Source organism: Nocardia sp. 348MFTsu5.1 (genome assembly GCF_000383535.1).
Classification (GTDB): Bacteria; Actinomycetota; Actinomycetes; order Mycobacteriales; family Mycobacteriaceae; genus Williamsia; species Williamsia faeni.
Genome location: NZ_KB911509.1, coordinates 111622 through 126542 on the forward strand (window position 1 = coordinate 111622; position 14921 = coordinate 126542).

Genomic DNA, 14921 nt, shown 5'->3' on the forward strand with positions numbered 1-14921 from the left:
GGTCGGGCTATCGCGGCGCCGACACCTTGCCACCACTCATCATCACCACGGCATCGCGCCGGCTCAATGCACCCAACGGTGATCCCCCCGTCGGGTTTTCGGCACCGAATATCCAGGTCGGCCCGTCCCCGAGATGATCAAGCGCCTCATTCGCAACGTCAGCGGGGTCGGCCAGCGGCCGTGTGGAACCGGCCGGGCCCAGCACGCGATGCATGGACGGGGTATCCGTGGCCGAGAGAACAAGTCCGAGAACATCAACGCCACTGCCGCTCCACTCGGCCCACAACCCCTCGGCGAGGATGAGGTCGAACGCCTTCGTTGCCCCGTACGCAGCGAGGTGCGCTCCACCGGCCCAGGCGGCGCCCGAGGTCAGCAGGACCATCGCCCCACGTCCACGCTCGACCATCGGACCGCCGAATCGGTACGCGGCTTCGAGAACGTTGGTGCAATTGCGGTGCACCAGAGACAGATGCGTGTCGAGGTCCTTGTCGAGGAAGTCAGCACTGCGGTCATCGCCACCGGCGTTGTAGACGAACAGACCGATGTCGAGGTCGGACATGGCGGTCACCAGTTCCGACAGGGCGGTCGACGTACTCAGATCCAGTGCAACCGTGCGCACTTCGACGTTGTGCCGGCTGCGAACCTCGTCCGCGAACGCCTCAAGGACGGGCACGCGGCGCGCCACCAGAACAACATTCATCCCGCGGGCGGCCATCGCGTGAGCAAAGGCGGCACCGACGCCGTCGGAGCCACCGGCAACCACACCCCACGGTCCGTACGTACCGGTCAAATCTGCAGTCATGAACGTGTTCCCTTTCGTGATGACGGCGAAAGCATCTCGCGATGTTCGCCGGTTCCGTCGAGGTTGGCATTGATCCGCTCCGCCACCCGCCAGCCCTCGTCGGTGCGTTTCCACCGCCAGGTGTTGGCGGACACCCGGGCGACCCAGAACCGGTCGGCGGCCGGGTCCCAGCGAATGTTCAGCGCATAGCTGCGGCCGGTGGCCTCGTCGCCGTCGACCTCGATGTGAGGCACCGTCAGCACGTGGCCGCAACCGTTCTTGATCAGGCTCTGATGTCCCGGGCCGTGGACCATCGCAGCGATGTCGCCGCGGCCACGCATCTGAAGGTGAGGCACCGCATCGAAACTGCCGTCCTCGGTCCACAGTGCGGCCGCGGCGTCGCCCGAACCGCTGTCGACCGCCGGACCGTACTGGGCGACGAGTTGCGTGATCTCCACCTGGTCTTCGAGCGCATGCACCCGGGCGGCAAGGGCTTCCACGACCGCGCGCAGGTCATCGATCTCACTCATTGCTGTACTCCTCTGCGAAACTCTTTGGGGTGAAACCGAATACCGTCATGGCACGACGATGATGCGCGCGGGACCGTTGGCGTCCCGGGCGGCATCGATGGCTGCGGATACGTCATCGAGTCCCACGGTATGACCGAGCATCGGGGTGACGTCGAGGCTGCCGGAACAGACGGCCACGAAGGCCTCGTCCCAGTGCTCCATGGTCGGGCCGCCACCGAATTGGATGTTGATCCCTTTACGTTTGGCAGTGAGCGTGTGCAGATGATCGCCCTCCGGCGGACCACCCATCGAGTAGATCCGGGTACCGCGCTCGCACCCTTTGATGATCGAGTCGAGAACTCCTGGGACACCGACACATTCGAACACCACGCAGCCTGGTAGACCGGCAATCGCCATCATCTCTTTCATCGATTCCGGCGAACCGTACGCCACATCTCGCCAGGCCTGAAACGGCGAGATGTCGGCGGGATCGACGACGATATCGGCACCCATCGCCAGGGCGGTTTCTCGCCGCGAGGCCACGAAGTCGACCGCGACGATCGGACCCACTCCGAGTCTCTTGAGATTTGCAATCGCCGACAGCGCGATCGCGCCACACCCGATGACCAGCGGCACCTCTTTCGTGGTGACCTGGGCGCGCGATGCGGCCGACCATCCGACCGAGATCGCATCGGCGACGCACACCATCTCACTCGGGAGTTCGGAGTGGACAACCCGGGTGATGGATTCGTCGAGCAGCAGGTATTCACCGAAACCGCCCGGGGACTCCGGGTTCTGGCCGATGATCTTGCGGCCCCCGGCGGTGCTGAGCACGGGCAGCGAACTCACCCGGGTGCCGATCGGGATGCGGCGCTCGGTTGCGGGGCCGTAGTCGACGACCTCGGCGCAATACTCGTGGCCCATCACGATGTCGACATCTTGGTCGTACGTGGACATTCCGCTGTCGTCATCGACACCGGCCTCCGGATGATCCATGAAATGCAGGTCCGATGCACAGATACCGCACGCCAACGACCGAACGAGGAGCTGACCGGGTCCGGGAATCGGGTCGTCGACATCCCGGACCTCCACGGTCCCCCCTCGCAGTACAGCAGCGCGCATCGACTTGTCCTCCTGGAAGATTCCGTGAATGTCTTCACCGAACTGTAGCCGGATCAACTCAATTACGGAATAACTTCTCCTATAAATTACAGAATGGTGTCTCCTGTATATGATCACTGCATGGCAGAGTCTCCCCGCGCCGCGGGCCGTCCACGCGACACCGGCATCAGTGAACGAGCCCTGGCCGCGGCCCGCGAACTGCTCGCCGAATCAGGTTTCGAGGCAACAACGATCCAGGCCGTCGCCGGCCGGTCCGGGGTGCACGCCTCCGCCATCTACCGCCGCTGGCCGTCCCGGATCGAGCTGATCGAAGAGGCCGCGTTCCCGGAGGTGAGCCCACTGGACGTTCAGCCGACGGGTGATCTCCGGCGCGACCTGCGCCGGTTCATCCGGGGCTACGTCGCGGTCTTCAGCGCACCTGCGGCCCGCGCCGCCGCGCCCGGCCTACTGGCCCATCACCAACACGCGGATCCCGCCGGCGCAGTGGCCGGGGAGTACCTGCGCATCTCGGCGCGCCCGGAGTTCCGGGACATCCTGATCGCGGCAGCACCGGGAAGCGTCGACCCCGCCGTCGACCCCGACGACGTCTTCGACATGCTGATCGGCGCCATCTGGACGCGGATCGCCGCACCCGCCGCGCTGGTGCGTCAACGCCCGATCGAACGCATCGTCGAGCTCATCGCGAGATTGCTGCGCCCGGTCAACGAGGTCGAATAGGTCGCCCGCGAACGGTCGCGCACGTTGACACGCCTCCTGAGACGGATCTAGAGTTTCGTCTCAGATGCAGGCAGTTCCGGCACAACCGTCGACGAAAGGCGTGACCTTGACCGAGGTACGAGAACCCCAACCCCTGGGTCCGGACTCGGTGACCTGGAAATTCTTCGGCGGGTGGCACGGCATGCTCATCGGTCTGTGGTCAGGGTCGATGCAGAATATGCATCCCAAACTCGGTGCCGCGGTCTGGGAGCATTCGGACTTCTTCGGAGAACGGTGGCAGCGCCTGAACCGGTCGCTGTATCCGATCATCGGGGTGGTCTTCGACGGCACCAGCGACACCGGTCACGAGGTCCGCGACTACCACCGCGAGATCAAGGGCACGATGCCTGACGGCAGCCGATATCACGCGCTCGATCCCGATGTCTTCTACTGGGCACATGCCACTTTCTGGTACGGCAACATCCGTTGCGCGGAGGTCTTCGGGCCGCCGATCACCGAGGCCGAGAAGCGACAGCTGTTCGAAGAATCACGCGACTGGTACTCGATGTACGGCGTGAGCACTCGCCCCTGCCCCGATACGTACGAGGAGTTCCTCGAATACTGGGATCACATGTGCCGCAACGTCCTCGAGGACCATCCCGCGGTGCGCACCGTCCTCGACATCTCCCAGCTTCCGCCGCCACCGTGGATGTCGGCCATGCCGCAGCCGATCTGGAAGGTGATGATCCGGCCGACGGAGAGATTCTTCACCTGGCTGACGGTCGGCCTCTATCACCCGGCGGTACGCGAGATGATGGGCTTCACCTGGTCCGGGAAAGATGAGCGGCGGTTCCGGCTCTTCGGAAAAGCCGTCAACGCCTTCATGCAGGCACTGCCGGAGCGCTACCGCCGGCACCCGCGTTGTCGCGATGCGTGGGATCGGTTGTCTGGCCGGGTTCCGGCGCAGGCCCCACTGATCCAGACCCCGAGGCGCAACCTGCCACCGGAGTCGGTACGTGGTGACGCGATGCACTATTGCCCCGTGACGGCCGCCCGCCGGGCAGAACTCCCCTGGCAGTCCAACGAAACCGGAGAACGCACACCGACCACGGCAGTGGTCACCCCAGCGTCACAACCCGCCGTCGACAACCGCTGAAGCCGAATTGCCCTACCATGTGCACGGAAGCATCCTGACCACCTGAAGTCTGGGGAGGGCACGGCAAGCACCGCATCCTCCCCACCTGCGGAGGACACATGACAGCGACCACACCGACCGCCCCTCTCACGCTGCAAAAAGTGCCATTGAGCAGTGAAGCAGCGCGAATCGGCGCAACCGCCTGGCAGGCGGTCTGCGGTGGGGCCCGGTTTGCCGCTCGAGCCTTCGGATCCGACGATCTCGCCGCGACCGGCGCGGGCGAAACCAGGAACACCTTTGCCGCGCTGGGGCCCACCTACGTAAAACTCGGGCAGCTGATCGCGTCGAGCCCCGGGGTCTTCCCGCGCGTGTTGTCCGATGAGTTCCGCACGTTGCTCGACCGCGTTCCCCCGGCCGATCCCGACCAGGTCCGCAGACTGCTCACCGACCAGCTCGGCCGGGATCCGGATGAGGTGTTCGCCGAATTCGATCCCGAACCGATCGCGTCGGCGTCCATCTCCCAGGTGCACGATGCGGTGCTGGTGTCCGGGGAGCACGTGGTGGTGAAGATTCAGCGACCCGGGATCAAGGCGAGATTGGCGGCCGATCTGCAGATCCTGCAGCGCACCGCCGCCGTGGTGGAGTTCTCGCCGTACGGCCGCATGCTCAGCGCCAAGGCCGTGATCGAGGATTTCACCGCGAACCTCAACTCCGAACTCGACTTTCGGGCCGAAGCGGCGGCGATGGAGGAATGGACCGCCGCGATCTCCGGGTCTCGGTTCGCAGATCAGGTCCGGGTGCCAAAAGTCTTCTGGGACTACACCACCGAACGGGTCATCACCCTCGAGTTCGTCGATGCCATCCGCATCGACAACGCGCAGGAGATCCGGAGAGCCGGTCACGACGGCACCAAGATCGTGAAGACCCTGCTGCTCTCCCTGCTCGAATCCGCGTTCACCGACGGCATTTTCCACGGCGACCTGCACGCCGGAAATGTACTGGTGGATTCGGATGGTCGAATTGTCCTGTTGGACTGGGGCATTGTCGGACGGTTCGACGACAAATCCAGGCTGATCGTGCGTGAACTCCTCGGCAACCTGATGCGCAGCAACTACGAGGCCGCCGGCCAAGCCCTCGCTGCGCTGGGTACTTTCGGCAAGCCCGGCACGGTCCGGGAGACCGCGAAGGATCTGCGCCGGGTCGCAGCCCCCATCGGCGGCACCGATCTCGGCGACATGTCGTACGCAGATCTGGGCCGGCAGCTCGCCAATCTCGCCAAGACCTACGACGCCAGGCTGCCCCGCGAACTGGTACTCGTCGGCAAGCAACTGCTGTACGTCGAGCGATACATGAAGCTGCTGGCACCGCGGTGGAAAGCCATGTCCGACCCCCAGGTCGTCGGCTACACCGCCGGACTCCTCAAAGATTCCGCCCGCGCCCGATAGTGGCGCGTGTCTATCGGGTGATGCGGTAGCGAACGAAGGACGGAATCGCCAGGGCGGCAATCACCGTCCCGACAACCACGAGCACGCCGCCGCCGGCGGTGGCGACCGCTGTTCCCACCGAGGCAGCCACGGCGCCGTGCAACACATCCGCGATCCGGGGACCACCCGCCACCACGACGATGAACACACCCTGCAGTCGGCCACGCATCTCGTCGCTCGCCGCGGACAACAGAATCGACTGCCGAAACGCCGATGACGCCATGTCGGCCGCACCACCGATCATCAGCAGTCCCACCGTGATCGGCAACATCGGAAGTGCGGTGTTGTTGGCGAACGCGACGCAGATTCCGACGCCGATGATGGCCACACCCCAGATGATCACGCAGATGATGACCGCCAGCCCCTGCCGGTGGATCCGGGACACCCACCCGGAGAAGATGCCGCCGGCGAGCGCACCGAGCGCAATTGCGGAGAACAGCAACGCAAACGCGAATCCACCGCCTTCGGGTCCGCCGAAACTCTCGTGGGCCATCTGGGGGAACAGCGCCCGGGGCATTCCGAAGACCATCGCGATCAGATCGACCAGGAACGACGCCATCAGCACCGGTTGGCCTCGCAGGAACACAAACCCCTCGATGACCGAGCGCAGGCCGGCACGCTGTGGTTTCCGGTCGGCACCTCCCGGATGCAGGGACGGAAGTCTGACGACCGCCCAGAGCGTCGCGAAGAGGAAGATCGTGTCGATCAGATACAGCAGCGAATATCCGAGCAGCGGAATCATCGCTCCGCCGACCAGGGGTCCGGCGATCGCACCCGCCTGCATGACCGTCATGTTCAGCGAAGCAGCCGCCGGCAGGTCTTTATTCGGCATCAGCTTCGGGAGGATCGCGGTCCGGGTCGGCTGATTTATGGCAAAGAACGCCTGCTGCAATGCGAAGAGCGCCAGGATGATCCAGACGTTGCCGTGGCCCATCGCCGACTGGACATAGAACATCGCGCTGGTCCCGATCAACCCACACGTGGTGATGATCAACAGGATTCGACGGTCCATGGCGTCGGCCAGTGCGCCACCCCACAGCCCGAAGATCACCAGCGGCACCAGGCCGAAGACACCCGTCAGCCCGACATACGCGGAACTGCCGGTGAGTTGATAGATCTGGGCCGGGACGGCGACCACCGTGAGCTGCGCACCGATGACCGTGACGATGTTCGCCCACCACAGGCGGCGAAAGTGCGGGTGCTTGAGCGGGGTGGTGTCGGCGAGGAATCGGCGGGTCACGCGCGGCGACCCGAGAGAAGGTCAAGCATTTACGGCTGCAACCTCGTCACGTTCCACCGGCCGCCGACCAAGGTGCATCGAACCCGATTGTGCAACCGATTCGCGCGGCCCTGCCAGAACTCGACCTCGACCGGCGCGATCACGTAGCCACCCCAATGCGGCGGCACCGGGACGGGTTGCTCGGCGCCGAATCGGGTCTCGACCGCGGCAGCCTTGTCCTCCAGCGCTTTCCGTGACTCGATCGGCGCGGACTGCTCGGACGCGAAGGCGCTGAGCTGCGAACCGCGCGGGCGCTTGGTCCAGTAGTCGGCGGTCTGCTCGGCCGGCACCTTCGTCACCGATCCACGGAAGTGGACCTGCCGCTCCATAGCGATCCAGGGAAACGTCACGGCCGCATACGGCACCAGGTCGAGGTGCCGGCCCTTGTCGGATTCATAGCTGGTGAAGAAAGAAACCCCATCGGCGTCCACACCTTTGCAGAGAACCGTGCGGGTCGACGGGTGGCCGGCGTCGTCAACCGTCCCCAGCACCATGGCATTGGGTTCCGGGATCCTCGCGTCGACGGCCTCGTGCAGCCACTTGCCGAACAGTTCCAGCCACGGGGGATCACCCGCGAGCCAGATCGGATCGAGATTGTCCTTGACGCCGTCGGCACCGGCCGCCTGATCCCCGCGCGCGACACCTCCGGACGCTGCATAGGCCATCCGCATGTTGGCCAAGTCGATCGGTTCGCGTTCCACGGCCGATAACGCTACTCCCGGACCCACCGAGAACGCCTCGGGCACTACAGTCCTAGTGAGTACGAACACAGGGCAATGGCAAGGAGCTCGAGCGATGGCAGTAAACGTCGAAATACCCGAAGGTTTTGTCGAAGGCCTCGAGGGTGTCACCGCGTTCACGACCGAGATCGCCGAACCCGACAAGAACGGCGGGAACCTCCGGTACCGCGGCGTCGACATCGAAGACCTCGTCGAGAACAACGTCACATTCTCCGACGTCTGGGCACTGCTCGTCGACGGCCGGTTCGGCGACGGGCTGCCGCCGGCCGAACCGTTCCCGTTGCCCATCCACACCGGCGACGTCCGCGTGGACGTGCAGGCGGGCCTGGCGATGCTCGCGCCGATCTGGGGTTATCAGCCCCTCCTCGACATCGACGACCGGACCGCACGCGACAACCTCGCCCGCGCCTCGGTGATGGCGTTGTCGTACGTCGCGCAGTCGGCCCGCGGTATCCACCAGCCGGCTGTGCCGCAGAAGGTCATCGACGAATGTGACACCGTCACAGCCCGTTTCATGACCCGTTGGCAGGGCGAACCCGATCCGGCGCACATCCGCGCGATCGATGCCTACTGGGTCAGCGCCGCCGAACACGGCATGAATGCCTCCACGTTCACCGCTCGCGTCATCGCCTCCACCGGCGCCGACGTCGCGGCCTCCCTGTCCGGCGCCATCGGCGCGATGTCGGGACCCCTGCACGGCGGCGCACCCGCCCGGGTGCTGCCGATGATCGAAGAGGTCGAACGCACCGGAGATGCCCGCGGCCTGGTCAAGGGCATCCTCGACCGCAAAGAAAAGCTCATGGGATTCGGTCACCGCGTGTACCGGGCAGAAGACCCCCGGGCCCGCGTCCTGCGCCGCACCGCCAAAGAGCTCGATGCACCCAAATATGAGATCGCCGCCGCGCTCGAACAGGCCGCGCTCACCGAACTTCGCGAACGCCGCCCCGACCGCGCGATCGAGACCAACGTCGAGTTCTGGGCCGCGGTCATCCTCGACTTCGCCGAGGTCCCGACCCACATGATGCCGGCGATGTTCACCTGCGGCCGGACCGCCGGGTGGTGCGCGCACATCTTGGAGCAGAAGCGTCTGGGCAAGCTGGTCCGTCCGGCCGCGCTCTACGTCGGTGCCGCGCCACGGCGTCCCGAGGACGTCGACGGCTGGGACGCCATCGCCCCCGAGTGAAAACCGAAAATGTGGCCTTTTGGTGACCCTCACCTGGGGTTTTGTTCGCCAAAAGGCCACATTATTGGGGGGCGGGGGCGGTCTCTAGACTGATGGCCATGAGCGAATCGATCTCCATTCCGGCCAACCTCTTGCCCAGCGACGGCCGATTTGGTTGTGGCCCGTCCAAAGTTCGCCCCGAGCAACTGCAGTCGCTGGTCGACACCGGCGCCTCTGTCTTCGGCACCAGCCATCGCCAGGCCCCGGTCAAGAACGTTGTCGGCGCGATCCGCAGCGGGCTGGCCGACCTGTTCTCGCTCCCCGACGGCTACGAGGTCGTTCTCTCCAACGGTGGCACCACCGCTTTCTGGGACGCAGCGGCATTCGGACTGATCTCCAAGCGTTCGCTCAACCTGACCTACGGCGAGTTCTCCAGCAAGTTCGCCACCGTCGCCAAGAACGCACCGTTCCTCGACGATCCGGTGGTCATCTCGACCGAGCCCGGCACCGCACCGAGCGTCAGCACCATCAGCTCGGACAAGTTCGACGGCGTCGACCTCGTCGGCTGGGCCCACAACGAGACCTCGACCGGTGTGGCACTGCCCGTGAGCCGCCCTGAGCTCGCCGGTGACGCCCTCATCGCCATCGACGCCACCTCCGGCGCCGGCGGTCTCCCCGTCAACGTCGCAGACGCCGACGTGTACTACTTCGCACCGCAGAAGTCCTTCGCCTCTGACGGTGGACTGTGGATCGCCCTGATGAGCCCGGCCGCCCTCGAGCGGATCGCCACCATCGGCGCGTCCGATCGCTGGTGCCCCGAGTTCCTGTCGCTGCCGACCGCCGTCGACAACAGCAGCAAGAACCAGACCTACAACACCCCGGCCGTCGCATCGCTGCTGCTGCTGGCCAATCAGATCGAGTGGATGAACGCCAACGGCGGCCTGGACTGGTGCACCGCCCGCACCGCCGACAGCAGCTCACGGCTGTACAACTGGGCCGACGCCAGCGAGTTCGCCACCCCGTTCGTGGCCGACGCCGCACACCGCAGCCAGGTCGTCGGAACCATCGATTTCAACGACGACGTGGACGCCGCTGCAGTCGCTAAGGTGTTGCGCGCCAACGGAGTGGTCGACACCGAGCCCTACCGTAAGCTCGGCCGGAATCAGCTCCGGGTCGGCATGTTCCCGGCCGTCGAACCCGACGACATCAGCCGCCTGACCGAGTGCATCGACTACGTCGTCGGCGCCCTGTAGCGGTTTCGCTCGCTCAGCCCACCCCTGCTGAGCTGGCTTTTTTACGCGTGTCACACCCTCGATTCCGGCCCGACTGGATTACTCTGACGCCAATGCACACCGCGACAGATTCCCCGGCCAGCTCCGAGTCGTGAAGGAGAAGCAGATGCGAGAGCTTCGAGTCATCGGCCTCGAGCCGGACGGCAAGAAGGTGATCTGTCAGGACACCGAGTCGGGCGAGAAGTTCCGTATCCCTGCTGACGACACCCTGCGCGCGGCAGCCCGTGGCGATCTGTCCCGGATGGGTCAGATCGAGATCGAGATGGAAAGCACCCTGCGGCCCCGCGAGATCCAGGCCAGGATCCGCGCGGGCGCCACGGTCGCCCAGGTGGCCGCGGCCGCCGGGGTACCGGCCAACCGAGTCGAGCGTTTTGCCCATCCGGTCCTGCTCGAGCGTTCGCGGGCCGCCGAACTCGCCGCTGCGGCACACCCGCTGCGCTACGACGGTCCGGCGCTGTCCACGCTGGGTGAGGTGGTTGCCGCTGCGCTGGGAGCACGCGGGCACAATCCCGACGAGACCGAATGGGATGCCTGGAAGGCCGAGGACAACCGCTGGATCGTCCAGGTGAGCTGGCATGTCGGACGCTCCGTCAACCGCGCTCACTGGCGCTATCTGCCGGGTTCCAATTCAGGCACGGTCGAGGCGATCGACGAGGTCGCCGACGAGTTGATCGATCCGGATCTGAGCCGGCCGTTGCGCAGCGTGTCCGCGGTCGCGCCGACTGTGGACAGCTCCGACTCGGACCATCCCGAACTCGCCTTCGACTACACCCCGCCCAAGGCGGCACGGGTGTCACCGATTTCGCGTCCGGCCCGGCTGACGGTGAAGTCCGACGGCTCCGGCGAGGTCACCGTCGACGCCGATTCGCTGACCGGCGAACAGAAGGCACGTCGGTCGCCGCGTCCGGTGGCCGCCGAATCCCGGCCGCAGCCGGCCGACAACCCGCCTGCGGCGAACACCGATGAACCTGCTTCCGGCGACGGGCACGAAACCGCCTCGACCGCAGAAACATCCGGCGTCCCAGAGTCCCCCGCCGCGAATGCAGGCGCCAAAAACCCTGAGATCCAAGATAAGCCGGACGGGAACCGCAAACGTGCTCGCGGGAACCGAAAGCCTTCCGTGCCGGCCTGGGAGGATGTACTTCTCGGGGTCCGAAGCAGCGGCAACCCGTGAGCCGGGTTTAATTGTTCGGTACGTGAGACTGGTCGGCACCACGAAAGGACCCTGAGTTGGCAGCGAAGGCTTCGATGCTCTGGTTCGTCAACTCGAACGATCCGGTAGCCGCTATCCGGCAGGGCCTGCAGCACGATCCCGCCGCAGCGGCAAGCCTTGCCGGCGCGTTGTGCCCAGGTCTGGTTGCAGTACCCATCGGTGAGAGAAGTCTTGCGGCTGCAGCAACCCCGGCAGACGACCAACTCTTCATCGGCGTCTACGGCTCTCTCGTGGTCGTCACCAGCCCGGTCCTCTCGACCACCACGCCGTCCGCCCTACCCGAGTCGTGGATTTCCGCGGTTCCGTCGGATGCGGTGGTCGTACTGCACACCGAACCGGAATCGTCGCTGGGAGCGTTCGCCCGCTGGGAGAACGGGACACTGCGTCGCTCATTCTCGGCCGACCCGGTCACGATCCACGAAAACACCGGCCTGCCTTTCATATTCGAGGGACCGTTCTGGGCCGGCGAGCACCCGCTGGTGTATGCCGATGGCGCCAAACCGGATCCACAGGCGTTGCCGTTCCACCCCCAGGAGTTCGCCGAACAGGCCATCCGCGAATGGCTCGGCTTCCGATTCACCACACCGCTCGGCCCCGAGGACTCCGATCCGGAACACATTGTTGTCACGGGTTTTGCGATACGCCCCGCGGGCTATCAGCCGACCGAGGCCGATGTGGAGCTCGGCCTGTCGACCGGCCCCGACGCGAGCGATGGCGACGACCACAGCGATTCGGGTGAGCACCAGCCGCACAGCCCGGGCCGGGTTGCCCGCTGGTTCGGGTTCGGTCCCAAGTCCTGAAAAGTCGGGCGCGGTCAGCGCGCCCGCTCGTAGAAGGCCAGTGCCGCAGCCGTCGCCACGTTCAACGAGTCGGTCCCCCGGGTCATCGGGATGCGGGCCCGCACATCACCGGCGAGCATCGCCGTCTCCGAGAGCCCTGGGCCCTCGGCCCCGACCATGAACGCCACGCGCTCGGCGTCCACCGCTTGTGACAACGGGATGGCCGCTTCGTCGGGGGTGAGCGAGATGATGCGGAAGTTGTTGTCGCGGAGCACTTCCAAGTCCGATGGCCAGCTTTCGACGTGGGCGAAGGGCACCAGGAGGACATGTCCCATCGATACCCGGACCGATCGCCGATAGAGCGGATCGGCGCAGGCACCGCCAAAGATCACGGCGTCGATCCCCAGTCCTGCCGCGTTCCGGAAGATGCTTCCGATGTTCTCGTGATCGTTGACACCCTCGAGTACCGCCACCGTCCGGGCACCGGCGAGCACATCCGTCAGTGCGATCGGCTCCGGACGACGAGCGACGGCGAGGACACCCCGATTCAGATGGAATCCGACCACCTCCGCCATGACCGCGGCACTGGCGCGATAGAACGGCACACCGGCAACAGATTCGTCGGACAGGGTCGGTGCGAGCTCCCGGAGTCGTTTGTCCACTCCCAGGAATGCATGCGGCGAAAACCTCGACGTGACCATGCGTTGCGCAACAAGCACGCCCTCGGCGACAACCAAACTCTTGCCCGGTGTTCCGCCCGGCAAAACCGGCAGGTCAGGACGTCGATCGGCGGAGTTGAGGTCACGAAAGTCTTCAACACGGGGGTCTGCGGGGTCATCGATATCGATCACGGTGACTGCGAGTTCGGACGTGATGCCGTCCGGGTGAGAATGCGATCCGGCCATCCGGATAGTTTGCCCGACCCCCGATGTGACAAGTTGGATGGGTGAGCAACGGCAACCTGACACTTCGTCGCGCGATCGAATCCGACTGGCCCGACATCGCTATCGCCGATGCGAGGGCGTTCGCTTTTGTCGAACCACTCGACGACGAGGCACTGGCCGACATCCGTTCGAAGGTGGCCGACGCCGACGTCGTCGTGGTCCACGACACCTCCGATCCACAACGTCCTGTGCTGGTGGGCGTGGCGATGTTCTTCCGGATGAAGATGTCCATCCCGGGCGGTCACAAGGTGGACCTGCCCGGACTGTCCTGGGTGTCGGTCGCCTCGACGCACCGGCGGCGCGGAATCCTTCGGCTGATGATCACAGAACTGTTCGAGCAGTGGGAACGCGAGCAGTCGGTCTTCTCGATCCTGACGGCCTCAGAAGGAACCATCTACGAGCGATTCGGTTACGGCCCGGCAGCTTTCGAGCACCGCGTGCGCCTCGATCTGAGGAAGGCATCACTGCGGTCACCGGCACCCACCGACTCCACCGTCCGTTTCGGCGACGCCGACCAGATCCGCGAATCGGTGCCCGCGATCCACGACCGATGGGTCTCGACCCGTCCCGGCGCGATCGCCCGGACATCGGTGTGGTGGAACATGATCTTCGCCGACCGCCCCATCCTCCGAAACGGGCGCAGCAGTCTGCATTATCTGCTGCATCCGGACGGCTACGCCAGCTACCGGATCCATCACGAATCCGAAACCTCCACCATTGCAGAGGTTTCCGAGATCTTCACCGTCACGGATGAGGCGCACACCGATCTCTGGCGGGTACTGTCGGGACTCGACCTGATACCCGCGATCACTGCCACGACCCCGGTGGACGATCCACTCCCCCTCAAGCTCACCGACCTTCGGGCACCGACGGTCACGGGCATCCGCGACAGCATGTGGCTGCGCATACTCGATGTGGCACAGGCCCTTTCACTACGCGAGTACGGACACGACACCGAATTCGTTCTCGAGGTCAGCGATACATACCGCGAATCCGGCGGGCGCTGGAACGTGGCGATCAACGGGAGCCGGGCGACGGTGACCATCACCGATGCCGAGCCCACCGTCCGGATGGACATCTCGGTACTGAGCAGCCTCTACCTCGGGGCGTACCGCGCCGTGGACTTCGCTGCGGCGCAACGGCTGTGGACCGTCGACGGTCCCACCCTGCACGCAATCGATCAGGCCTTCAGCACCGACCGTAAACCGGTGGCCGGCACGTTCTTCTAGAGATCGTGGGCCACCGCAGCGCTCAGTCGCTCTCGGTCACGATCGACTCGATGATGCCCACCGCGCCACGCAGCGTGTCCAGCTGGGTGTCGTCGAGTCGCTTGAGCTGGGCCCGCAGCCACTCCTCGCGGGCGTTCGCCTCGTCGACCACCAGCGCGTCGCCGGCGGGTGTCAGGGTCACGATCACCTGCCGGCCATCGGTGGGGTGAGGCTCCCGCCTGACCATCCCCAGGTCTGCCAGCGAAGCGATCACACGCGTCATCGACGGCGGCTGCACGCGTTCGCGGGCAGCGATGGCGCCGGGGGTCATCGACCCCTCTCGTTTGAGAGTGGACAGGGCCGACAGCTGCGTGAGCGACACCACGGACGTCGCTCGGCGCCCACGCAGATGCCTGGTCAGTCGCACAACGGCGATCGCCAAGTCACTGGGCAACTTCTCGTCATTCTGGTCCACGGCTCTGAGGATAAGTGAGCATGACCGTAATTGAACGATGAACTGCCGACATTCATTTGTTCACCTCACAACCGAACTACCAGCGACTCTGGTTGCAAAACT

General features: G+C 65.4%; 15 protein-coding genes. 8 read left to right on the plus strand and 7 right to left on the minus strand.

From position 1 onward, the window contains the following. Positions 1–7: 7 nt before the first annotated feature. Genes H290_RS0100515 through H290_RS0100525 form a run of 3 tightly spaced genes read right to left on the minus strand, consistent with a single transcriptional unit; the run spans position 8 to position 2412 of the window. Complete coding sequence (locus H290_RS0100515) at positions 8–802, minus strand: SDR family oxidoreductase (protein ID WP_020104791.1); 795 nt, start codon at positions 800–802, stop codon at positions 8–10. Continuing rightward, positions 799–1311 (minus strand): nuclear transport factor 2 family protein, encoded by a 513-nt coding sequence (locus tag H290_RS0100520; RefSeq protein ID WP_020104792.1) that lies wholly within the window; start codon positions 1309–1311, stop codon positions 799–801. The genes H290_RS0100515 and H290_RS0100520 overlap by 4 nt, the downstream gene beginning before the upstream one ends. A 45-nt stretch (positions 1312–1356) precedes the next feature. Continuing rightward, positions 1357–2412 (minus strand): zinc-binding dehydrogenase, encoded by a 1056-nt coding sequence (locus tag H290_RS0100525; RefSeq protein ID WP_028462599.1) that lies wholly within the window; start codon positions 2410–2412, stop codon positions 1357–1359. A 120-nt stretch (positions 2413–2532) separates the two neighbouring features. Between H290_RS0100525 and H290_RS0100530 the strand changes: the two genes are divergently transcribed. From H290_RS0100530 to H290_RS0100540, 3 genes are all read left to right on the plus strand, one after another. Beyond that, positions 2533–3129 carry a TetR/AcrR family transcriptional regulator gene (locus tag H290_RS0100530; RefSeq protein ID WP_020104794.1) on the plus strand — a complete coding sequence of 199 codons (597 nt, stop codon included), beginning with the start codon at positions 2533–2535 and terminating at the stop codon, positions 3127–3129. Between the two features lie 64 nt (positions 3130–3193). Next, positions 3194–4264, plus strand: a complete 1071-nt coding sequence (locus tag H290_RS0100535) for an oxygenase MpaB family protein (RefSeq protein ID WP_020104795.1) — start codon at positions 3194–3196, stop codon at positions 4262–4264. A 98-nt stretch (positions 4265–4362) separates the two neighbouring features. Then, entirely contained in the window at positions 4363–5688 is a 1326-nt protein-coding gene (locus tag H290_RS0100540) for an AarF/ABC1/UbiB kinase family protein (protein ID WP_020104796.1), read from the plus strand. 10 nt (positions 5689–5698) lie between these two features. Here the strand turns inward: H290_RS0100540 and H290_RS0100545 are convergent, their stop codons facing one another. Next, positions 5699–6967 (minus strand): MFS transporter, encoded by a 1269-nt coding sequence (locus tag H290_RS0100545; RefSeq protein WP_020104797.1) that lies wholly within the window; start codon positions 6965–6967, stop codon positions 5699–5701. 29 nt (positions 6968–6996) lie between these two features. Then, positions 6997–7677: a pyridoxamine 5'-phosphate oxidase gene (gene pdxH / locus H290_RS0100550; RefSeq protein ID WP_051121845.1), complete on the minus strand. Its 681-nt coding sequence runs from the start codon at positions 7675–7677 to the stop codon at positions 6997–6999. 124 nt (positions 7678–7801) lie between these two features. Between pdxH and H290_RS0100555 the strand changes: the two genes are divergently transcribed. From H290_RS0100555 to H290_RS0100570, 4 genes are all read left to right on the plus strand, one after another. Then, complete coding sequence (locus H290_RS0100555; RefSeq protein WP_020104799.1) at positions 7802–8929, plus strand: citrate synthase 2; 1128 nt, start codon at positions 7802–7804, stop codon at positions 8927–8929. A 98-nt stretch (positions 8930–9027) separates the two neighbouring features. Beyond that, on the plus strand, positions 9028–10161 hold the full coding sequence (serC, locus tag H290_RS0100560) for a phosphoserine transaminase (RefSeq protein ID WP_020104800.1): 1134 nt from the start codon (positions 9028–9030) through the stop codon (positions 10159–10161). Between the two features lie 145 nt (positions 10162–10306). Continuing rightward, on the plus strand, positions 10307–11374 hold the full coding sequence (gene sepH, locus H290_RS0100565) for a septation protein SepH (RefSeq protein WP_028462600.1): 1068 nt from the start codon (positions 10307–10309) through the stop codon (positions 11372–11374). Positions 11375–11430: 56 nt separating this feature from the next. Then, positions 11431–12213, plus strand: coding sequence for a hypothetical protein (locus tag H290_RS0100570; protein ID WP_028462601.1), 783 nt, complete (start codon positions 11431–11433; stop codon positions 12211–12213). A 14-nt stretch (positions 12214–12227) separates the two neighbouring features. Here the strand turns inward: H290_RS0100570 and H290_RS0100575 are convergent, their stop codons facing one another. Continuing rightward, a complete protein-coding gene (locus tag H290_RS0100575; RefSeq protein ID WP_020104803.1) occupies positions 12228–13097 on the minus strand; it encodes an RNA methyltransferase in 870 nt (289 codons plus the stop codon). 41 nt (positions 13098–13138) lie between these two features. On the opposite strand from H290_RS0100575, the gene H290_RS0100580 reads away from it, so the two are divergent. Then, the gene (locus tag H290_RS0100580) at positions 13139–14365 is read left to right on the plus strand and encodes a GNAT family N-acetyltransferase (RefSeq protein ID WP_020104804.1); all 1227 of its coding nucleotides are present in this window, start codon (positions 13139–13141) and stop codon (positions 14363–14365) included. Positions 14366–14387: 22 nt separating this feature from the next. Here H290_RS0100580 and H290_RS0100585 read toward each other — a convergent pair whose 3' ends face one another. After that, positions 14388–14819, minus strand: coding sequence for a MarR family winged helix-turn-helix transcriptional regulator (locus H290_RS0100585; protein ID WP_020104805.1), 432 nt, complete (start codon positions 14817–14819; stop codon positions 14388–14390). Between the last annotated feature and the right edge of the window lie 102 nt (positions 14820–14921).

Bases quoted from the DNA above. Each gene is read 5' to 3' on its own strand.
- H290_RS0100520 (WP_020104792.1), bottom strand. From the start codon at position 1,311: ATGAGTGAGATCGATGACCTGCGCGCGGTCGTGGAAGCCCTTGCCGCC.
- H290_RS0100525 (WP_028462599.1), bottom strand. From the start codon at position 2,412: ATGCGCGCTGCTGTACTGCGAGGGGGGACCGTGGAGGTCCGGGATGTC.
- H290_RS0100575 (WP_020104803.1), bottom strand. From the start codon at position 13,097: ATGGCCGGATCGCATTCTCACCCGGACGGCATCACGTCCGAACTCGCA.
- H290_RS0100515 (WP_020104791.1), bottom strand. From the start codon at position 802: ATGACTGCAGATTTGACCGGTACGTACGGACCGTGGGGTGTGGTTGCC.
- H290_RS0100540 (WP_020104796.1), top strand. From the start codon at position 4,363: ATGACAGCGACCACACCGACCGCCCCTCTCACGCTGCAAAAAGTGCCA.
- pdxH (WP_051121845.1), bottom strand. From the start codon at position 7,677: ATGCGGATGGCCTATGCAGCGTCCGGAGGTGTCGCGCGCGGGGATCAG.
- serC (WP_020104800.1), top strand. From the start codon at position 9,028: ATGAGCGAATCGATCTCCATTCCGGCCAACCTCTTGCCCAGCGACGGC.
- H290_RS0100555 (WP_020104799.1), top strand. From the start codon at position 7,802: ATGGCAGTAAACGTCGAAATACCCGAAGGTTTTGTCGAAGGCCTCGAG.
- H290_RS0100535 (WP_020104795.1), top strand. From the start codon at position 3,194: ATGCAGGCAGTTCCGGCACAACCGTCGACGAAAGGCGTGACCTTGACC.
- H290_RS0100530 (WP_020104794.1), top strand. From the start codon at position 2,533: ATGGCAGAGTCTCCCCGCGCCGCGGGCCGTCCACGCGACACCGGCATC.
- sepH (WP_028462600.1), top strand. From the start codon at position 10,307: ATGCGAGAGCTTCGAGTCATCGGCCTCGAGCCGGACGGCAAGAAGGTG.